This is a genomic window from Vibrio sp. Vb0598 (assembly GCF_033338935.1).
In the GTDB taxonomy this organism is placed as follows: domain Bacteria; phylum Pseudomonadota; class Gammaproteobacteria; order Enterobacterales; family Vibrionaceae; genus Vibrio; species Vibrio alginolyticus.
The window spans coordinates 63583-83996 of the sequence record NZ_JAWOTP010000005.1; the positions used below are offsets into that span (position 1 = coordinate 63583).

Annotated in this window: 16 protein-coding genes; 6 read left to right on the forward strand and 10 right to left on the reverse strand. The window is 43.6% G+C overall.

The annotated features are described in order from the left end of the window. Positions 1–98: 98 nt before the first annotated feature. The 4 genes from nhaA to fabV all read left to right on the forward strand — a co-directional run bounded on the left by nhaA (position 99) and on the right by fabV (position 6334). Positions 99–1250: a Na+/H+ antiporter NhaA gene (nhaA, locus tag R7Q38_RS07260; RefSeq protein WP_005378034.1), complete on the forward strand. Its 1152-nt coding sequence runs from the start codon at positions 99–101 to the stop codon at positions 1248–1250. Positions 1251–1967: 717 nt separating this feature from the next. Further along, positions 1968–2603 (forward strand): TetR/AcrR family transcriptional regulator, encoded by a 636-nt coding sequence (locus tag R7Q38_RS07265; RefSeq protein ID WP_005378033.1) that lies wholly within the window; start codon positions 1968–1970, stop codon positions 2601–2603. Between the two features lie 71 nt (positions 2604–2674). After that, positions 2675–4957 carry an acyl-CoA dehydrogenase gene (locus tag R7Q38_RS07270; protein WP_017634878.1) on the forward strand — a complete coding sequence of 761 codons (2283 nt, stop codon included), beginning with the start codon at positions 2675–2677 and terminating at the stop codon, positions 4955–4957. Between the two features lie 174 nt (positions 4958–5131). Further along, positions 5132–6334, forward strand: a complete 1203-nt coding sequence (gene fabV, locus R7Q38_RS07275; protein ID WP_005388648.1) for an enoyl-ACP reductase FabV — start codon at positions 5132–5134, stop codon at positions 6332–6334. 78 nt (positions 6335–6412) lie between these two features. Here fabV and R7Q38_RS07280 read toward each other — a convergent pair whose 3' ends face one another. Next, positions 6413–8095 (reverse strand): aspartate:alanine antiporter, encoded by a 1683-nt coding sequence (locus tag R7Q38_RS07280; RefSeq protein ID WP_005378028.1) that lies wholly within the window; start codon positions 8093–8095, stop codon positions 6413–6415. A gap of 175 nt (positions 8096–8270) precedes the next feature. Further along, positions 8271–8537 carry a GrxA family glutaredoxin gene (locus tag R7Q38_RS07285; RefSeq protein ID WP_005378026.1) on the reverse strand — a complete coding sequence of 89 codons (267 nt, stop codon included), beginning with the start codon at positions 8535–8537 and terminating at the stop codon, positions 8271–8273. A gap of 377 nt (positions 8538–8914) precedes the next feature. Between R7Q38_RS07285 and R7Q38_RS07290 the strand changes: the two genes are divergently transcribed. Continuing rightward, positions 8915–10159 carry an iron-containing alcohol dehydrogenase gene (locus R7Q38_RS07290; RefSeq protein WP_239938349.1) on the forward strand — a complete coding sequence of 415 codons (1245 nt, stop codon included), beginning with the start codon at positions 8915–8917 and terminating at the stop codon, positions 10157–10159. Positions 10160–10235: 76 nt separating this feature from the next. On the opposite strand, the gene R7Q38_RS07295 is transcribed toward R7Q38_RS07290, so the two are convergent. The 5 genes from R7Q38_RS07295 to R7Q38_RS07315 all read right to left on the reverse strand — a co-directional run bounded on the left by R7Q38_RS07295 (position 10236) and on the right by R7Q38_RS07315 (position 15953). Further along, a complete protein-coding gene (locus R7Q38_RS07295; protein WP_005378021.1) occupies positions 10236–11090 on the reverse strand; it encodes a MurR/RpiR family transcriptional regulator in 855 nt (284 codons plus the stop codon). A 311-nt stretch (positions 11091–11401) separates the two neighbouring features. Continuing rightward, positions 11402–13048, reverse strand: a complete 1647-nt coding sequence (panP, locus tag R7Q38_RS07300; protein WP_047100728.1) for a pyridoxal-dependent aspartate 1-decarboxylase PanP — start codon at positions 13046–13048, stop codon at positions 11402–11404. A 211-nt stretch (positions 13049–13259) separates the two neighbouring features. Further along, positions 13260–13772 carry a hypothetical protein gene (locus tag R7Q38_RS07305; RefSeq protein ID WP_017634875.1) on the reverse strand — a complete coding sequence of 171 codons (513 nt, stop codon included), beginning with the start codon at positions 13770–13772 and terminating at the stop codon, positions 13260–13262. Between the two features lie 208 nt (positions 13773–13980). Next, a complete protein-coding gene (locus R7Q38_RS07310; RefSeq protein ID WP_005378011.1) occupies positions 13981–14886 on the reverse strand; it encodes a lysine exporter LysO family protein in 906 nt (301 codons plus the stop codon). A gap of 146 nt (positions 14887–15032) precedes the next feature. Beyond that, positions 15033–15953, reverse strand: coding sequence for an HDOD domain-containing protein (locus R7Q38_RS07315; protein ID WP_005378009.1), 921 nt, complete (start codon positions 15951–15953; stop codon positions 15033–15035). Positions 15954–16322: 369 nt separating this feature from the next. Here R7Q38_RS07315 and R7Q38_RS07320 point away from each other — a divergent pair, with 369 nt between their 5' ends. Beyond that, complete coding sequence (locus R7Q38_RS07320) at positions 16323–16910, forward strand: TfoX/Sxy family DNA transformation protein (RefSeq protein WP_005378007.1); 588 nt, start codon at positions 16323–16325, stop codon at positions 16908–16910. Positions 16911–17102: 192 nt separating this feature from the next. On the opposite strand, the gene R7Q38_RS07325 is transcribed toward R7Q38_RS07320, so the two are convergent. The 3 genes from R7Q38_RS07325 to R7Q38_RS07335 form a co-directional block, all read right to left on the reverse strand. Next, the gene (locus tag R7Q38_RS07325; protein WP_005378006.1) at positions 17103–17651 is read right to left on the reverse strand and encodes a hypothetical protein; all 549 of its coding nucleotides are present in this window, start codon (positions 17649–17651) and stop codon (positions 17103–17105) included. Between the two features lie 291 nt (positions 17652–17942). Next, positions 17943–18440, reverse strand: a complete 498-nt coding sequence (locus R7Q38_RS07330; RefSeq protein WP_130546680.1) for a response regulator — start codon at positions 18438–18440, stop codon at positions 17943–17945. Beyond that, positions 18437–20377, reverse strand: a complete 1941-nt coding sequence (locus tag R7Q38_RS07335; protein ID WP_318114174.1) for an ATP-binding protein — start codon at positions 20375–20377, stop codon at positions 18437–18439. The genes R7Q38_RS07330 and R7Q38_RS07335 overlap by 4 nt, the downstream gene beginning before the upstream one ends. Positions 20378–20414: the final 37 nt, after the last annotated feature.

The window sequence follows — 20414 nt, forward strand, 5'->3', positions numbered from 1 at the left end:
ACTCTGAAGAAGCGATTATTCTAAAGTTTTCGACAGCTATACACTCTTATCACTCTTTGTTAATCGTTTATTAAGATAATAAATATAAGGACGAAACCATGAACGATGTCATTCGTGACTTTTTCAAAATGGAATCAGCAGGTGGTATTCTTCTCGTAATTGCAGCGGCAATTGCGATGACCATTGCTAACTCACCGCTGGGCGAAACTTATCAATCTGTACTGCATACTTATGTATTCGGTATGTCAGTTTCTCACTGGATTAATGACGGCCTAATGGCTGTTTTCTTCTTACTTATTGGCCTTGAAGTGAAGCGAGAGCTACTTGAAGGAGCGCTAAAATCAAAAGAAACCGCAATTTTCCCTGCGATTGCAGCGGTTGGTGGTATGTTAGCCCCTGCTCTTATTTACGTTGCGTTTAATGCTAACGACCCAGAGGCGGTTTCTGGCTGGGCCATTCCAGCTGCGACGGATATTGCATTTGCTCTAGGTATCATGGCGCTACTAGGTAAGCGCGTACCAGTAAGCCTTAAAGTGTTTTTGTTAGCTCTCGCTATCATCGACGATTTAGGCGTGGTTGTTATTATTGCACTGTTTTACACAGGTGATCTTTCTAGCATGGCGCTGCTTGTTGGCTTCATCATGACTGGTGTCCTGTTCATGTTGAATGCTAAGGAAGTAACGAAACTGACGCCATACATGATAGTCGGCGCGATCTTATGGTTTGCGGTACTTAAATCTGGTGTTCACGCAACACTTGCAGGCGTAGTGATCGGCTTTGCTATTCCTCTTAAGGGTAAACAGGGCGAACATTCCCCACTTAAGCACATGGAGCACGCACTTCATCCATACGTGGCATTTGGTATCTTACCTCTATTCGCATTTGCAAATGCGGGGATTTCGCTAGAAGGCGTATCGATGTCAGGCCTAACTTCAATGCTGCCATTAGGTATTGCTTTGGGGCTACTGGTTGGTAAGCCTCTAGGTATCTTCACCTTTAGTTGGGCAGCTGTGAAAATGGGTGTAGCTAAGTTACCGGAAGGCATTAACTTCAAGCATATCTTTGCGGTCTCTGTGTTGTGTGGTATCGGTTTTACAATGTCTATATTCATTTCCTCTTTAGCGTTTGGAAATGTAAGCCCTGAGTTTGATACCTATGCTCGACTAGGTATCTTAATGGGCTCGACGACAGCCGCGTTACTTGGCTACGCGTTACTGCACTTTTCTTTGCCTAAGAAAGCGCAAGCGTAAGATACACACTGTTTAGTAAAGCCTCCCATTCGGGAGGCTTTTTTATGTCTGCAGATTGGCACATCAACCACTTCAGGGTGGTTACTTTTGTGACCAACTAAGGTCTAGCTTATGGAGTCGGGGCAAATCATCGAAAGGGGCGTTTGGTAAATCTATAGGCGAAAAAAAGCCCAGCCGAAAATTTGACTGGGCGGATACAAACATAGGAGTTAATAAGAAAAAAGCAGCAACGTAACAATTAGATGGAAACAAGTTTGACGGCCAGTGAAACTTCAAATGCCCTAACTGTTACGTATATTCAGACCGAGCCTTTTCCAAACAGTTCCATTTTTTTTCAAAAAATTTCTACTTAATGCTTTCTAGCTTCTTACACATCCGAAAGCAATAGAAAAATCGAGATGGATTACCAACTTGGCGAAGTTACTAACTTCTGTGTTTCTCATTTTATCTCCCCTAGAACCGAAGATGTATTTCATACTCTCTTCGCTCACTCCGAGCCGCCAACGCTATTGTTAGCGTTTCAATTGCGCTGGTCTGAGAAACTTGATCGTTTTCTTCTGACAAGCTTCATTGGAGTATTCGATTGAATTTCAAAAGATTAGATCACACCTTTTGCTGTCTGGTCAGACCAATTGGTTAAAGTGTGATGTTAATCATTTGTTAATCTTAGGTTTCGGGAGTATATTTTCAAACAGTTGTTTAATACGAGTGATTAAAATGGCCCCGAGAACATCAACAAAAGAAAAAATACTCGATGTCGCAGAAGGACTCTTTGCTGAACATGGCTTTAATGATACTTCGCTAAGAACGATAACAGGTAAAGCTAACGTTAACTTAGCATCGGTAAACTATCACTTTGGCGATAAAAAAACGCTGGTTAGAGCTGTTTTAGATAGGTATTTAGAAGCACTAATGCCGAGCATTAAGACTTCATTAATTGAGTTAAACACGCGCGATAGCTACAACATGGACGATGTCTTTGAGTCATTAAGATTACCCTTACGTACATTAAATGATGTACGCCCAAATGGTACTGCGCTGTTTATGTTGTTAATTGGCCGCGGTTATACAGACGTTCAAGGTCATCTACGCTGGTTCATTACCACCAGATACGAAGAGGTACTGAACCTTTTCACTTTCTCGATAATGAAGGCGAACCCGGAACTATGTGAAGAACAGTTGTTTTGGCGATTGCACTTCACGTTAGGAACCTGTGTATTTACGATGGCTTCAAGCCAGGCTCTTTCGGAGCTGGCAGAAAGTAAGTTTGAAAAGGAAGTCGATGTGAAATCTGTCGTCGATTTACTGATTCCATATTTGTCAGCAGGAATGTCAGCAAAGCAGTTGGCATAAGACAAATAAGAAAGTTAAACCAATAATAAGATTATACCCCGAGCGGTTACGTGAACAAAAGGATCTGAACTATGAGCTCTCTACGAAGAAAATGGATTAGTGACCCGGCTTTTAAAGTGTTCAAAAAAGTATTGCCACCTCTGTCTAGCACCGAGAAAGAGGCGATGGAAGCGGGTAGTGTATGGTGGGATGCCGAACTATTCTCAGGCAAGCCAAACTTCACAACATTGCATCATTATCCAACGCCTACACTGACGGCAGAAGAGCAGTCATTTATGGATAATGAGCTTGAGACCCTGCTAGAAATGCTTGATGACCAGAAGATTGTCAAAGAAGACAGGGATTTACCGCCTGAAGTATGGGAGTACCTACGTAAAGAGCGATTTTTCTCTTTGATCATCTCGAAAGCATATGGTGGTCGTGAATTTTCCGCTTTGGCGAACTCAACCATTGTTTCTCGTATTGCGACTCGAAGTATCAGTACCGCGGTATCGGTAATGGTACCAAACTCTCTTGGCCCTGGTGAGCTGCTATCGCACTATGGTACGCAAGAGCAAAAAGATTACTGGTTGCCTCGTTTAGCTGATGGTACAGACATCCCTTGTTTCGCCCTAACTGGCCCTGAAGCGGGTTCTGATGCTGGTGGCATACCTGATCAAGGCGTGGTTTGTTACGGCACCCATGAAGGCAAAGAAGTGCTTGGCGTGCGAGTTAGTTGGAATAAACGCTACATCACGCTTGCGCCAGTTGCGACAGTGCTCGGGTTAGCATTTAAACTGCAGGATCCTGAAGGGCTACTTGGAGACAAGAAAGAGGTTGGCATTACATGTGCGTTGATTCCCGCTGACCATGAAGGTGTCGAGATAGGCGAGCGCCATGATCCTCTGGGGTCTGCGTTCATGAATGGCCCAACTCGTGGTGAAGATGTCTTCATCCCTATGGACTGGTTGATCGGTGGCGCTGATTACGCAGGTAAAGGTTGGCGTATGCTGGTTGAGTGTCTTTCTGCTGGTCGTGGTATCTCTCTTCCAGCGCTTGGCACAGCGATTGGTCACCTTACTACACGTACAACAGGTGCTTATGCTTACGTGCGTAAACAGTTTGGAATGTCGATCGGTAAGTTTGAAGGTGTTGCAGAAGCAATGGGGCGCATTGGTGGTCTTACTTACCTACTAGAAGCGACGCGTACGCTAACGACGACTTCTCTCGATATGAAAGAAAAACCTGGGATTGTAACCGCGATTGCCAAGTACCACATGACGGAAATCGCGCGTACCATTCTAAATGATTCGTTTGATATCCATGCGGGTCGTGCGATTCAAGATGGCCCAATGAACTATCTTGCTAAACATTACCTTGGTATCCCGGTTGCTATCACCGTTGAAGGCGCGAATATCCTGACTCGTAACCTGATGATTTTTGGTCAAGGTGCGACTCGATGTCACCCATATGTTCTAAAAGAAATGGAAGCCGCGGCGAATCCAGATTCTGAACAAGGTGCGAAAGAATTTGACAACTTACTCTTTAAACACATCAAGCACGCGCTCGGTAATACATTCGGTGCATTTGGTGCAGCACTAACTGGTTCTCGATTTGTTAACGCGCACATGAGTGGCCCAACGCAGCAATACTACAAAGACATTACTCGTCTCAGTCGTGCACTTGCAGTAAGTGCAGACTTTGCGATGTTAACCTTAGGTGGAGACTTGAAGCGTAAAGAAATGATCTCCGCACGTTTGGGTGATGGATTAAGCTATCTATACATGGCATCTGCTGCCTTGAAAAAGTATGAAGATGAAGGCCGTCAACAAGGCGATCTAGACTTCGTTCATTACGCTGTTCAACACTGTTTGTATAACGCTTCTAAGTCATTAAATGAGGCTTACACCAACTTCCCTGTGAAATACGTTGGCGGTGTGCTTAAGGGGCTATTGTTCCCGCTTGGTAATCATTTCAATAAGCCAAGTGATGAGCTGTGTGTGAATTTGGCTGAAGCGATGATGACACCAGGCGCGCAACGTGATCGCCTCACGCATCTGTGCTACATCGGAAAATCAGAGGATGACAGCGTAGGCTTAATGGAGAATGCATTCCTTGCAATGTACGACATTAAACCTTTGGAGCGTAAACTTATGAAGGCTGCGAAGGATGGTAAAGTGGCTCGTAAAGGTCTGCTACATGATCGTTTGCAGCAAGCATTTGAAGCAGGCGTGTTAACTGAACAAGAAATTGATCAAATCATGGCTGCAGATAAATTGCGCTACAAGGCGATTCAAGTTGACCACTTTAGTCATGACTTTTCTGAAGTGCGAACTCATAGCCCAAAAAAGTCGCAGTTGAATCCGGCGGCATAATAGACAACTAATGTTAAGAAAAGCACCTCAATGAGGTGCTTTTTTGTATTCTTGGGGAGTGGATGGTGGGATAGTGCTCCAACCACTTGCCTTTTAAGAGCATTTTTACAGAAATTAGATGCGAAATCCCAACGAAACTTTTATCCTAACAAGGTTTTTTAAAGGAAGTTGAATATGATCATCAAACCTAGAATTCGTGGATTTATCTGTACTACAACGCACCCTGTTGGTTGTGAAGCTAACGTAAAAGAACAAATTGCGTACACCAAAGCGCAAGGTCCAATCAAAAACGCACCTAAGCGTGTTCTTGTTGTTGGTGCATCAAGTGGCTACGGTCTATCTTCTCGTATCGCTGCGGCATTTGGTGGCGGTGCATCAACTATCGGTGTTTTCTTCGAAAAAGAAGGTACTGAGAAGAAGCCAGGTACAGCAGGTTTTTACAATGCCGCTGCTTTTGAAAAGCTAGCGCGTGAAGAAGGTCTGTACGCAAAAAGCTTAAACGGCGACGCTTTCTCAAATGAAGCGAAACAGAAAACTATCGAGCTGATCAAAGAAGACTTAGGTCAAATCGATATGGTGGTTTACTCACTGGCATCTCCAGTACGTAAAATGCCAGAAACTGGTGAATTAGTTCGTTCATCTCTTAAACCTATCGGTGAAACTTACACATCAACGGCTGTTGATACCAACAAAGATGTGATCATCGAAGCTAGCGTTGAGCCTGCAACAGAAGAAGAAATCAAAGACACTGTCACGGTAATGGGCGGTGAAGATTGGGAACTTTGGATCAATGCGTTGTCTGATGCTGGTGTTCTTGCTGAAGGTTGTAAGACCGTCGCGTACAGCTACATTGGTACTGAGCTAACTTGGCCAATTTATTGGGATGGTGCACTAGGTAAAGCAAAAATGGACCTAGACCGTGCAGCGAAAGCGCTAAACGACAAGTTAGCAGCAACAGGCGGCAGTGCCAATGTTGCGGTACTTAAATCTGTTGTAACTCAGGCGAGTTCTGCAATTCCTGTTATGCCACTGTACATCGCAATGGTATTCAAGAAAATGCGCGAAGAAGGTGTACACGAAGGCTGTATGGAACAAATCTACCGTATGTTCAGCCAACGTCTATACAAAGAAGACGGTAGCGCGGCAGAAGTTGATGAGATGAACCGCCTACGTCTGGATGACTGGGAACTTCGTGACGACATTCAGCAGCACTGTCGTGAGCTATGGCCTCAAATTACGACTGAGAACCTAAAAGAGCTGACTGACTACGTTGAGTACAAAGAAGAGTTCTTGAAACTATTTGGTTTCGGCGTTGAAGGCGTAGATTACGAAGCGGATGTGAATCCAGCAGTTGAAGCAGACTTCATTCAAATCTAATCGAATCACAGACTAGATAACCAATAAACAAAAGGCGCTCATTGAGCGCCTTTTTGTATTTCATAGTCAAAGTGAGTATTAACTTAGTATTATCAGAATCGTACCAGCTAGCGTCATTAAAATATTCGCAATCGCATAGGTACCCGCATAACCAAGGGCAGGGATGGTGGACTTAGCGTAGTCGTTAACGACATCCATAGCTGGAGCGCAAGTACGGGCGCCAATAATGGCTCCGAAGAGCAGGGCACGGTTCATCTTGAGTACGTGTGCGCCAACTAAGTAAGCCAGAACTACAGGTACAACACTGACAATAAATGCCAAACCAATGACTTTTGGTCCTACTTGCGTTAGGTGCTCGAACATCTTTCCACCTGCACTTAGACCAATTCCCACCATAAAGAACATTAACCCTAGATCTTTGACCATATTCAGCGCCCCTTGTGGGACATAACCGAAAGTAGGGTGATTTGCTCGTAAGAAACCAAGCGTAATACCGGACAACAGAAGACCCACCGCATTACCCAAACTGAAAGACACCTGACCGAACGTCATTGTGATGAGGCCAAACAGAATACCCAAAATAAAGAAGCTACAAAAAGCGAGCAAATCGGCCATTTGACTGTGGATCGAGATGAAACCGATTTTTTCCGCCAGTCCATGTACTCGGCTTTTCTCGCCGCTCACTTGAAGGACGTCCCCTTTAGCGAGCACAATGTCTAAGTCCATAGGCATTTCAATCTGAGCGCGAACTACGCGGTTTAAGAAACAGCCAAACTCAGACAAATTCAAATCCGATAAACGCTTACCAGCGATAGCGTCACTTTTTACGACGATTTCTTCTTCAACGATGCGCAAATCAAGCAAGTTACGGTCGAATACTTCTTTACCATTACGGAAGCTAGGGTCTAAGCGAGCATGGCTGTCAGGGAAGCCAACCAGTGCAATTTCATCTCCCTCTTGCAAGATAGCATCACCATCTGGGTGGGCGAGAATACCATTGCGACGGATTCGTTCAATGTAACAGCCAGTTTGACGATAAATACCCAGTTCTCGCAAGTTTTTACCATCAGTCCAGTCAATTAGCTCTGGGCCCACTCGGTAAGCTCGAATAATGGGTAAATACACTTTTCTCTGGCTTGAATTTCCAAGGCCACGCTCTTGTGCGATTTGCTGCGCGGAATCAGAAAGGTTTTGTTTTTGCAGTTTTGGCAACAATTTAGCAAACATGATCATGCTAATTAAGCCGACCAGATAAGCCATCGCGTAGCCTACGGATAGATTTTCTAATACCAGAGAAAATTCCATATTCCGCGGTATAGTCGCAAGGCCAGAGTTAAGAGCATCTTGTGCACCAACCAGTACTGGCGTTGCGGTCAATGCGCCTGCCATCATACCTGCGGATAAGCCAAAATCGAGGCCGAAATAGTGACTCAAGCCATACGTTAAGCTGACCGCAGACACGAGAACAGTCATGCTTAAAATAAAATAATGCTTACCATCTCTGAAGAATATACCAAAAAAGTTTGGTCCAGCTTCAATGCCAACGCAGTAGATAAACAGCATAAAGCCAATGGTTAAAGCTTCTGCATTAAATGAGAAACCAAGGTGGCCCATTACCAAAGAGGTAATAAGAACGCCAATAGAGTTGCCTAATTGTAATTTGCCAAATCGAATTTTTCCGATGGCAAGGCCAATGGCTAATACGACGAAGATTAGAAGGATAGGGTTTTGCTCGAGAAGGTATACGACGTCTATGTTCACTGTGTGGCTCGGTAGAGTGTGTGCCAAAAAAGATTAAGAACTGTGAATTGTAACTAAATATAGCAAAAAGATAAGTGAATTTTTTTAGGTTTTACCATTAGTTGACTTAACGTAATAACCAGCTGAAAAATAATAAAAAAGCCGCATGAAGCGGCTTTTTTGAAAACAGTCTTTATTACTCGTCAAATAGACCTAGGTGCTCTTTCGCGTATGCTTCGAACTCGTCGCAGCCACCGATGTGCTCTTGGTCGATAAAGATCTGAGGAACGGTTTCAACTGGTTTACCAACTGTTTTCTCAAGATCTGCTTTAGAAATACCTTCAGCGTGAATATCAACGTAACGGTAGTTGAAGTCATCACGTTTTGCTTTTAGCGTTTCTGCGTGCTCTTTTGCACGAACACAGAAAGGACATGCAGGGCGACCAAAGATAACAACGAACATAATCTTATTTCTCCTAAATCTATTCTTTTTTGAAAGCGTACAAAACATAGCGGCTGAGTGCGCTTTCTTTTGTTGGAGTAACTATGCCCGATCCAGATACGGAAATAAAGCGGCAATTACCTCTTGGTTCTATAGGTGAAATCTATCGAATAAAAACTAAACGCGCGTGCTTATTTTACGGCTCTGAAGTATGTGAAGTGACGCATAAAAAACATACATTCTAAAGGGTTAATGATGGCAAGGTGGAATTGGTCAATTTTTTTTGTTTAAAAAAATAGCAATCTATTTTGGCTATACGCAAATAACTTCAACTCTTACATAAGCGTTAAATCAGAGGGCGAGAGGTTATTTGGGTATATTCTTTTGGGAGGGTGTGTATGTTTCAGTTTATGACTGCAACAAGGATTATATTTGGTGAAGGTGCACTTCAATCTTCATTATCCGTTATTAACCAATTTGGCTACAGTGTTTTGCTGGTTACTGGGCAGGATACCCAACGAGCCGCCCCCATTATCCAATATCTTAAAGCTCAAAATATGCGTTACCAGCACGTAGCTATCGTTGGAGAACCATACATCACGATGGTAGAAGAGACCGCAGTGCTCGGTAGAAAATTCCAACCTGATATGGTGGTTGCGATAGGTGGTGGCAGCGTCATCGATATGGGCAAAGCCTTAGCTGCCATTATTCCCAATCAAGGCAATGTTTACGATTACGTAGAAGTGGTAGGAAGAAGCGTCCCTTTAAAAGCAAAGCCTCTTCATTTTATTGCAATTCCTACGACAGCAAGCACCGGTTCAGAAGTGACCAGAAATGCTGTGCTGAAATCTGGACAAGATAAAGTGAAAGTGAGTCTTCGAAGCCCTGATATGCTCGCAGACGTTGCCATTGTAGACCCGACACTTACTTACGGGACCGACCAATACACATCTGGACGTGGCGCAATGGATGCGTTCACTCATTTAATGGAAGCATATGTGTGTGGTGAGCCAAACCCTCTTACTGATATGGTCTGCGAAGAGGGGCTACGCCGTTTAAGCCGTTCAGTGATTGCCGCTTGTAAGCAAAATAATCATAAGGCGCGCTCTGATTTATCGTTCGCTGCATTGCTTGGTGGTATGGCGATTACTAATGCCAAATTAGGTGCCGCTCATGGGTTAGCATCGGCGTTAGGAGGCAAGTTAGACGCCCCCCATAGCGTTATTACGGCTCGCCTAGCTCCGCACGTGATGCAGGAGAACATTAACGCCGCTAAACTCGCGGGTAGGAATGATGTGATAAGTCGTTATCGCAAGCTGGCCCAATTAGTCACTGAGCGAGTAAATGCTAACGAACACGATGGAATTCTTTGGGTAAATATGGTGCTAGATAAGTTAGCGTTACCGCTACTGGCTCAATTTGGAGTATGCCAAACCTCTTTTGAGCAAGTGGCGAATGATGCGCTTAAATCAATGGCAATCAAAGGGAATCCTTTACCTCTTAATCAGGAACGTTTGATACACATATTGCAGCAAGTCTGTGATTGTAGCGGAGAGTGCGCAGCTGAGAGTGCACAACATGTCAGTTCTGTTGAAGTACTGGAATCAAGAACGGACTTATCGAGTGTCAACGACTTAGGGTGATTGCTCCCTTAGCAGCATTAAAACAAAAGGGGAGCCTTGAGCTCCCCTAGATAAAGTATGGACTAAGCTTTAGTGCTTAGTACTGGCTTAGTTTGTCATAGCGACTGTCTTTCAACGCATCTTTTACGCGTTTTAGGTTCTCACGGAAACCAGTACCACGGCGAAGAGTGAAGCCAGTTGCTAGCACATCAATCACTGTCATTTGTACAACTCGGCTTGCCATTGGCATGTAAACGTCGGTATCTTCTGGAATATCGAGCGTGATGGCCAGCGAGCTTGCCTTTTCTAGAGGAGAATCCTTCGCTGTAATCGCAATAACCGTTGCGCCATTTTCACGAGCAAGGTTCGCTATTTCTACCTGACTCTTTGTTCGACCGGTATGAGAAATAAGAACCACAACATCATTATCACTGCAGTTGATACAACTCATGCGCTGCATAACAATATCTTCAAAACAAGTAATTGGAATATTAAAGCGAATAAACTTGTTTTGTGCGTCTCGGGCAACAGAAGATGATGCACCAAGGCCAAAGAATGAAATGCGCTTCGCTTGCGTTAGCAAATCGACCGCACGGTTCACTTGCATTGGATCTAGGCTATTTTTCGCGACATCTAAACACGCCATCGTCGATTCGAAAATCTTATGGGTGTACGCGTCTGGGCCATCGTCTTCTTCCACATTACGGTTAACGTAAGGGGTGCCGTTGGCTAGGCTCTGTGCCAAGTGAAGCTTAAAATCTGGAAAGCCCTTGGTGTCCAGACGACGACAGAAGCGGTTTACAGTGGGCTCACTAACGTCGGCCATTTTAGCCAGCGTTGCAATGCTTGAATGAATTGCAGTTTGTGGAGACGCCATAATTACTTCCGCAACTTTGCGCTCTGACTTACTGAAATTCTCCAGGTTTTTTTGAATTTTTTCTAATGTATTCATAGTGTTCACGAGGGTATAGAGAACAACTCGCTGGCTCTGCTAACGAAAGGAAACACGAAGATTCCGGAGTAGAGTGGGGCGTTAACGAAAACAACCAGCGCCATAGAATCAGTATAAACCTGATCTTCAATCAGTCTAAACCAATAACGGGTACTATTTAGTGAGAATTTGACAGGCCTCAAACAAAATGTTGTAAAAACTACAGAATTGGATGTGTAAACGAAGTTTTGTTGCGCTAGTCGCACGATAATGATGTTTGAGTTACATCAAAACGAAAAAAAATTTCAAATTGATGTAACTCGATCTGGCCGTTAAGACGATTGAATATCAACAACCAGCTGTTGAATTCTTTTCATCAAATTTGGTGCTTGCTTGGCGATTTCGCGTTGTTCATCAAGCACTGAGCTCAAAATTTCTTTTGTGGTCAGTGGATTTGCCAAAACCACTCGAAACACGATCGTATTCATGCGTTGCCATTGGTCTGGGTTCAGTCTTGTACGTGAAACGAACGATTTGCCCGTTTCGCGCTGACGCTTTTGAATAAACTGTGTTAACTCATTGATCAGCTCATTCAGTTGTTCTTTTTGTGAGCCTTCTGCTTGTGCTAATGCTTCACGGATGAATGGCGGCAAATAACGGTATGTGAGCAGACAAAGCTCTGGTTCAGAAACTAACTCGAAATCATCTTGCTGTTTGATTAAATCCGCAAAGTATCGAGCTTTTTCAATGCTTTGGTCAATCAGAAGCTCGTAACCTGGGCGACTTATGATGTGCATTGCGGCGTAGACCAACATCGCCATGCCCGAACGTGAGCCTTCTAGTGTATGGCTGCCTAGGTCTTTTGAACCTTTGCGCAATATATATTGAGCGTGATGCTCTATGGATTTCATTGCGTCAGGGTCTTTGAACAGAACCATACCAGCGCCCATCGGGATATAGAGCTGCTTGTGTGCATCAATAGTTACTGAGTCTGCCATTTCCACACCTTTAAGAAGATGACGGTGATGGTTAGACATAAGTGTTGCGCCACCCCATGCGGCATCCACATGGAAGTGACAGCCGTGGGCTTGGCAGACTTCAGCGATTTCAGGCAATGGATCAACATTACCTGTCTCTGTTGTGCCAGCCACACCAATAACAGCAATAGGTTTGATGTTTTGTTTTTCGAGCTCAACAATTTTCGCTTTAAGGTCGTCGACAATAATACGGTTGTTGGCATCGGTTTTAACCGCAACCAAGCCCTCTTGGCCTAGCCCTAATACATCGGCTGCTTTCTTAAGGGAGTAGTGACCACGCTCAGACACTAGCACCGCTAAGCCATCATAGCCATAGTGCTTCATGGCTTTAAAAAGGCCTTCCTTCTCAACGCCTTTAAATGAGCCATTGGCTCTTAACGCTTTGTTACGTGCTACCCAAAGCGCAGTGATATTGGCAATGGTGCCGCCGGAACAAAATGCGCCTAATGAGTGGTTTGCACTGTGCATCCACTGATTGTAAAAAGTATCATTCTGACCATATATCAAGCGATGCAGCATACCCAAAACTTGACGCTCAAGTGGCGTAAAGGCTTTGGAAGTCTCTATTTTTACCAGGTTTTGGTTTAAGGCGATCATGATCTTTGACAGTGGCATCAAGAAATAAGGCAGTGCCGATGTCATATGACCAATGAAGCTTGGTGAAGATGTGTGAACTGAGTGCGACACCAAAGTGTCGAGTAAGTGCTCTGTATGATCTGACACGAACTCTGGCTGCTCAGGAATCTGAGCAGAAGAAAAGTCTTTTTCGATTTCGCGTAAAGGCTTTTCTTCTGCCACGATGTGTTCACGAAGAAATTGATTTAGATTTCGCGAGAGGCTCTCGTCAATTTTAGTTAACGTTGAGTCCGGACCTTCTGGGACAGTGAAGATCTTTAGCAAGCTCTCAAAGCTAACATCAGCGGTTTTTTGTTCCTTAACCATAGCAAAGAATCTTTGTAGTTATTTTGGTAATGCGAGCGGCACAATCTAAACTAAAACGGGCGCAAAGTCCCGTTTTAATTGTTGAAACCCAAGTTGTAGAAATGAAAATTTTAGGTGAAGGTTACGATATTCACATTAAAAAATTCTAGATTGAGTACGTTAAAACATTCTAGTGTTTTCGAATGCTAATCAACGACTAATGCGAGCAACCTTAGTCACATTTCTGCTTTTCAATCTTTTCTATTGACTGATTGTACTTATTAAGTGCGGTATCAATTTGTTGGGGATGACTAAGCAGATCAGCGAATGCTGAACGAAGCTCGTAGTTTTTTGGGTGGTTAGTTGATTGACGGTCGCTAAATGTCTGTTTTGCAACTTCACCTAACTTATCGCTTCGGGTCGCTAACTGCTTAACGTCATGTTGCTCTAGTTTTAACCATGCTTCGATTGGCTGTTCCGTCGCAACGCGGCTAGGGTCGTTCTCTAGAAAGTAGTGAACCGCTTCGCGGTTTAATTCAAAGTGATGTTTACGTCCATCCAAGAACCATTGACTAACTTCTTTCAGATCTGGATATTGGGTAACCGTCAAATCAACAAGATCTTGATACCACTGTAGTGAGGCATCGACGTAGCCATCGTATTTGCTAGCAAGACATTGTTGATCTGCGGCAAGCGTAAAAGTTGAGCTTGTAGCGAGGAGCGCTGCAACGACAAAGCGTTTCATTCTTCTTCCTTCTGGTTGTTATCCCTTTATTAACGCAATGCACATCAGTTGATGTTTCTCCCTTCTTTCTATTTGGTCGTGACAAATCGTTGGGCTGAATGACGAAAAGAAAGAGGGGTCTTGCCAAAAAATATTGACCACTTTGACGTTAACTGGGTATTTAAATTTTTGCCGTATTGTAATGGATGTTAAAGCGAAAACCTGAGATCTAGCTAGCAAGTGATACAAAGAAAAGCATCATAACTGGTACCAATAAACTCAAAATAAAGCCGCTAACGATAGCAACAGGAACACAACGCACACCACCGGTGGTTTGAATAACGGGTAGGGTGAAGTCCATTGCTGTTGCACCGGCATAACCAATTGCGGTGCACGGATAGCTACGAATAAAGAGAGGAATGGCAACCAGTGCGACTAGCTCTCTCATCAATTCAATCAAGAACGACGCGCCACCAAATACCGGACCAAAAGCGTCACCCATTAAAATACCTGCGAGTGAATACCAGCCAAAACCTGAAGCCATTGCGAGTGCTTGATAAAGAGGAAGATCCAAAAGCACCGCTGCAAGAACGCCACCAAGCATACATGTTGCGATGACAACAGCCGCAATGGCCATTCCTTGTTTATTTAATAGGATTTGACGCAGAGTAAGTCCACTATTGCGCAGCTGAATACCAATAAAAAATAGAAGTAGAAAGAGTATCCATTCGCTTGCTGTATCTACCCAACTCAAATCAATGGGTAACAGCAGGCCAACCACTAACCCGCCGCCAACGACCACGATAAGCTTAACAGACTCTAAAGCCATCGAAGATAACGGTAGCTTCTTTTGATTTTGATTGGTCTGGAGTGGGATAATTTTATCAATAATAGGCAGAGCCAACAGGTTGCAGGCACTTAGACACAAAAAAAACGTACTCGCATAGAGGAGAATACTTTGTAAGTTGCTGCTTAAATTATCGAGCGCCGCTAAGCTAAGACCCATCAACGACAAAATGACGTAAATAAGGTAGGACGTTGACTGATTGATCTTCTCCAATAACGAAGATCGAGATATAGGAATTAGATACCCCACCACAAGCGGAGCGAAAATAAATAGCATCCCTGAGAACATAAAGCTCAATGATTCCTTTTTGAGATAACATCAACACGCATAAATCAAATTATCTATCGGTTGAAATTAGAGACATTTCACCACACACAGCTCAGCCTTGAGCGAATCGTTTTATCGCGGATAAGGTATTATCAGAAAGCGATAAATTACAAACCGCTAGCATTGAGTACAGCACGGATTTGATCATTGAAGTCAGTATCACTCATGTTACTAAGTTCATACAAGACTTCTGCACCAGTTAAGTTGAATTCAACTTCATGTTCGTCAATGCGTTCATCGTGATTGCGGAACATCAATAAATGATGCGCAATTCTAGCGATGTCGAGATAACTCACTTCTGGTCGCGTTAACTCGTATTTTTCGTTTGAGGATACTTCTCTGAAGTCGTTGTCAAACCCCCAACGCTCAAGTACCAGTTTACTTGTGGCAGAACAACGTGTTTGGAAGATCTGCAATGCAATATCTGGGTCTAAGTAATTGCCCCTATCTAAGTACAAGTGGTACTCATTAATTAGGCAAAATAACCCAATATCGGCTAATAGACCGACCAATAACGCCTTTTCTTGCTCTAGATGACCATAAGTGCCTGGCTCGTGGCTACGAAACGATTGAACCAACATCACCATGACGGCACCGAGCTCACGCGATATCGCTGCACTCTTCACCAAGATGGCATTGCATTCTTTAGTGAGATTAACTGAGTGTTTAAGTTGCTCGATCGCTTGTGCGGTAACAATATCACGTACACGAAGTATTCCGAGACGAGATACCGCTGTAGTTAAGTCGTTGCAGGTGATATTTCTGCGATTGAAAATCACCGAGTTAGCGACTCGTAAAACGACCGCTGCTAATCCGGGATCTTCCAATAAACAGTTAGCAACATCGGCAATCGTGGTGTGTTCTTCGACACATAACTGCTGAATTTTAAGCACGACATCAGGAATAGGAGGTAACGAAATCTTACCCGTGGCGATGGACTGTTCTACCAGCTGAGCAAACTCGGATTCCAGTGCGTTTATAAGCTTATCTTTATTATTTGGCAGCCAAAAAAATGATAAATGTTCCATTGTGACGCTGTACTTGAGATCTTTCGTACAGTGTACCCTTACAGCGTATTCTTTATCAATTAAATGCGTATTATGTGCCCGTAATTGCCAGCGAGATCATAATGATGGCGTGTTTTAGGCATGCTATGCGTCAAAAAAATATCACCACACAAACAATAAGTGTGAAACTAATCACGTATGCAGAATTTATACTTTTTTATATGTGACCTATGTCCTAACTTATTTTTCAACGTTAAGTATGATTAAGCAAGTTGGTGAGCACAACTCACAAAAATATCGCCAACAAATCGACATTTATAATTCGCTATAAGCTGCTGTTTATCTGGTGACATCGCTAATCGGGGTAATTTATTCAGATTAAAGAGGTCAATGGACATGACAGACCAAGCTTTTTTTAAATATGTACGCACCTTCAGTGAGTACCAAAAACGTTCTATGTTCGGTGGTATTGGTTTATTCACCGATGATGCTATGTTTGCGCTTGTCAGCAATGATTGCTGCTACTTACGTGGTGGTAATGGGCTAGATGAAGTGTTTACTCAACTGAGCTGTGAGAAGTATAAGCACGTCAAAAAACAGACGACGGCAACCGTAAATTATTATGATGTAACCGATTTATTCGAATCCGGATATGTAGGGCTTGATGAACTGGTACAGAAATCAATTGAATACTCAATTAAGGAACGGAAATATCAAAAGTCCTCTGCCAGTAGACGCTTAAGAGACTTACCCAACATGCAACTAACCCTTGAACGTATGGTCAAGAAAGCCGGTGTTGATGACGTAGAAACCTTTTTAGAACTTGGACCTGTAAAAGTCTTCAACAAAGTTAAAACGGCTTACGGTAATGATGTTGATGTAAAGCTACTGTGGAAATTTGCTGGTGCAACTGATGGCGTACATTGGAAACTGATCCAAGAGCCGCGTAAAAAACAGTTATTGGCACTGTGTGACTAAGCGAAGCTGATCGCACAATGATTGACTCGTTTCGATGGAGTTAGCGGGTCGTAAAGGCAAGTGTGAAAAGCGGAAAAAGGACGTTGAAGTTTTTTACCACTTCATTGAGTTAGTCATTAAATTAGACAAAAAAACCGAGGTAGAGACCTCGGTTTTTGTTTTTTAATTTGCTCTTTTCTTACAGCACAAATCTTAAAACTTAAAACGCGTAGTGAACATTACCTGATCACCGTAAAAATCGTTGATACGTGCTTCAGCACCCAAAGAGAAAAGCTCTGTTGAGTGGAATCGAGCGTAGGCAGAGCCAGTCCAATCGTCATCGTTATCGATAGAAACGTAGCCGACTTTGCCGCCTACTTCTAATTGAGGGCCCAACCATTGGCGAACACCTAAGTTCAGCTCCATACCAACATCTGTGCTGCTCTCATTCGAAGGTTGCACAACGCGCATTAGCATTTCACCAGTAAGATCTGCCCAGTTGTTTAGCGGAGAATGGAAGCCAAAGCCTGCAGCTGAGTCAAAATCACTTTCAAACTCAGAGTCAATACGAGCAATAACATGCGCGTTCGGGTGAATTGATTTGCTGAATCCAGCACCAAATGTCACAGGACTTGCGCCAATACGTGCTTCGAAATAGTCGTAGCTAAAGTTGCTCATAGTTGCTGGCGCATTGCGATCGTTTGCAGCTAGGGCATGGCTTGATGCCACTAGTAAGGCAGCGGCTAATAGTGTTTTACGCATAACTAACGATAAACCTTGTTCATTATTTCCATGGATTCAAGCAACCACTTGAACCGTAATCTGATTTGTCCGACATCATAATAAAAAGGAAGGTCGACGACCAACAAAAATGTGTCGATGTTTTGTCAATTAACTTAATAGTTCCTTGGTTTAAGCAAAAACTACGCCATATACGTAGTGTCCGAGAATTTCACTCGAACAAGCAACGATGTTTTTCTAACCTCGTTCTACTATGCGAGGTAAGGTGGTTCAATGAGCATCGTTGAGTTCAAGTTAGAACCAAACACTTTATTACTCGCCAAAGCTTGCTCTTCTTTCTGCCATGGCGTTGAGGACTGCCTCAGAATCAAGGATTTGAGTCCAGGATAGCAGGTTATCATCATTCTCAATCACAAACGCGGTAAGCTGAGACACGATTGCTTTTCTCAATGCTTCACCTTTCCAAGGTTTGGCAATGTAATAATCGAGACTCGCGTTATTTACGGCTTCTACGGTGTCTTCCAAACCAGCTTGTCCTGTGAGTAAAACTTTGCGCGCTGCTTTTGTGTCACCATTTTGACTGAGTTCGATTAAGAAGCTGATCCCAGTTTGTTCCGGCATAATGTGGTCACATAAAATGAGCGCAAGCTGAACTTCTTCTTCCGCCATCTCCTCAATCACCTGCCGAGCTTCAGTCACCGATTCCGCTCCTTCGACGACAAAGTTCTCCTCGAAGGGAGCAAGATCTTGGAGCACGCTATCCAAGACTTCTCGTTCGTCATCGACACATAAAATTAGATACTTGGTCATGTTTCATCTCCTTCTTCGATGACTGGTAACCAGACGGTCATTCGTGTGAACTGGCCGATCTCTGATTCGACGTCAATCCACCCTCTGTGTGCTGTTACGATTTGCTGGCAGATGGACAGCCCGATGCCTAAGCCAAAATTACCTTCTTTTTTTGTGGTGAAGTTCAGCTCGAAAATGGCGTCTCTTTGCGATTCAGGAATGCCACATCCATTATCTTCAAATGAGATAACGGCATAATGTGTGTGCTCTTTTTCTACAAGGCGTGTTTGTATGTTTAACACACCTTTCTCTGGAAATGCGTCAATGGCGTTAGAGACCAAGTTCGTCCACACCTGTTGGAGTGCGATCGGTTGACAAAGGATGGAAGGCAAGTTTGCATAGTCGGTTGAAACTTGGTGCATTTTTAATTTGTTCTCGAAAATCACCAAGGTGTCTTCAATGCCCTCATGAATATCGGCATAGTGCAGGGTCTCATCATCTGACCGAGCATATCCTTTCAGGCTTTTTACCATATCAGCAATTCGTGCTGCACAGACATTAATTGAGCGAAGTGTAGAACCTGCTTTGTGGTATTGCTCTAGTGTATTGAGAGCATGATAAGACGCTTGCTGCTTTCTCGTTAGTTGGGTAAGTAGCTCGTGATCGGATTCTAAACCAAGGCTCACCACTTTCTTTGCCAACGCTCGGTCTGGAAGAGTATGGCTAAGCGCTTTTACGCGTGATCTGAGCTCGGCGGTTGAAGCGGGTTTTGAGGTTTGCGCTTTGTTCAGTAATTCAATGCCTTTGGTTTGTATATCGGAACTGGGCTCATCGTTAAGTAATCGTTCTAGTGTATGCGTTAAATTCTCTACGCCCCTTAATATCGCGGCTACTGGATTGTTTAGTTCGTGGGCCACTCCCGCAACCAATTGACCAAGCATCGCCATTTTTTCTCTTTCAATGAGCTGCTGGTGGGCTGATTCTAAAGATTCGAGCGTTTTTTGAAGTTGCAGTTTGGTGTTGATGCTTCTTTGCAATCGGCGGTTGAAGTGGCGTAAGAGCAAGTTTGTAAAAAGAGGCAGTAAGTTTGAGTCGCTTTGCATCACTTTATTGAATACGTTGCGATCGAGTTTGATAACTTCTGTTTTGGTTAGTGTTAGAGCTGTCGAGAAAGAACATTCCCCAGTAACAAACGACATGCCTCCGACAATATTCCCTTTGTTATGGCGTACAACCTCTCGCTGCATGCCTTGTTCATCGCGCTTGTACAGAGCCACTTCACCTTCGGTGATAAACCACAAAAAGCTATTTGGCTCGCCTTCCACGGTTAATAAGTGTTCAGGTGAGTATGTACGGCACGCTCTTGTTTCGTCATTATCTTTGAAAAATTGCTGGAGAGCGGAGATCACTTGCTCGGCTAACTCGGTATCAGACATCGAGTGGTAGTCGTGTAAGAATCCGGCTTGATAATGGCTCATCTGATTATTGATGTGCGCTCGCAACAAGCTGTGATGATCCAATATCTGACTGTAACTTAGCAGGTCTTCTTTACCGTTTCGCAATATAAATTGGGTCAGCTCTTTTTGCACTGTGTTAAATAAGACGTGATCTGGCAAAGGTTTAGTGAGGCAGTGGTCGAGCCTGCCCTCATTAACGGCAGTGAGAATTGCCTCTATATCAGACGAGCAGCTAATAAGAATTTTTCTTGCTTGCTCGGTATGTGGCATCCGGTCTAAACCAATAAGAAAATCCACGCCGTTAAAATGAGCGTGATGGCTCGCTATAACTAAAGCAACAGTCTGTTCTCTTTCTTCTAGATACTCTAAAGCGCTTTGAGCCTCTTCTATCGATTCGACAGAAAAAATATCAAACTTACTTGAGAAGGCAGACAGCTCCAATCGAAACTGTTCAGCACTGATTGGGTTGTTGTCGAGACACAACACAGCATAACGATTCACAGATATTTTAGCTCCGGTTAAAACTTCGCCACGCAAA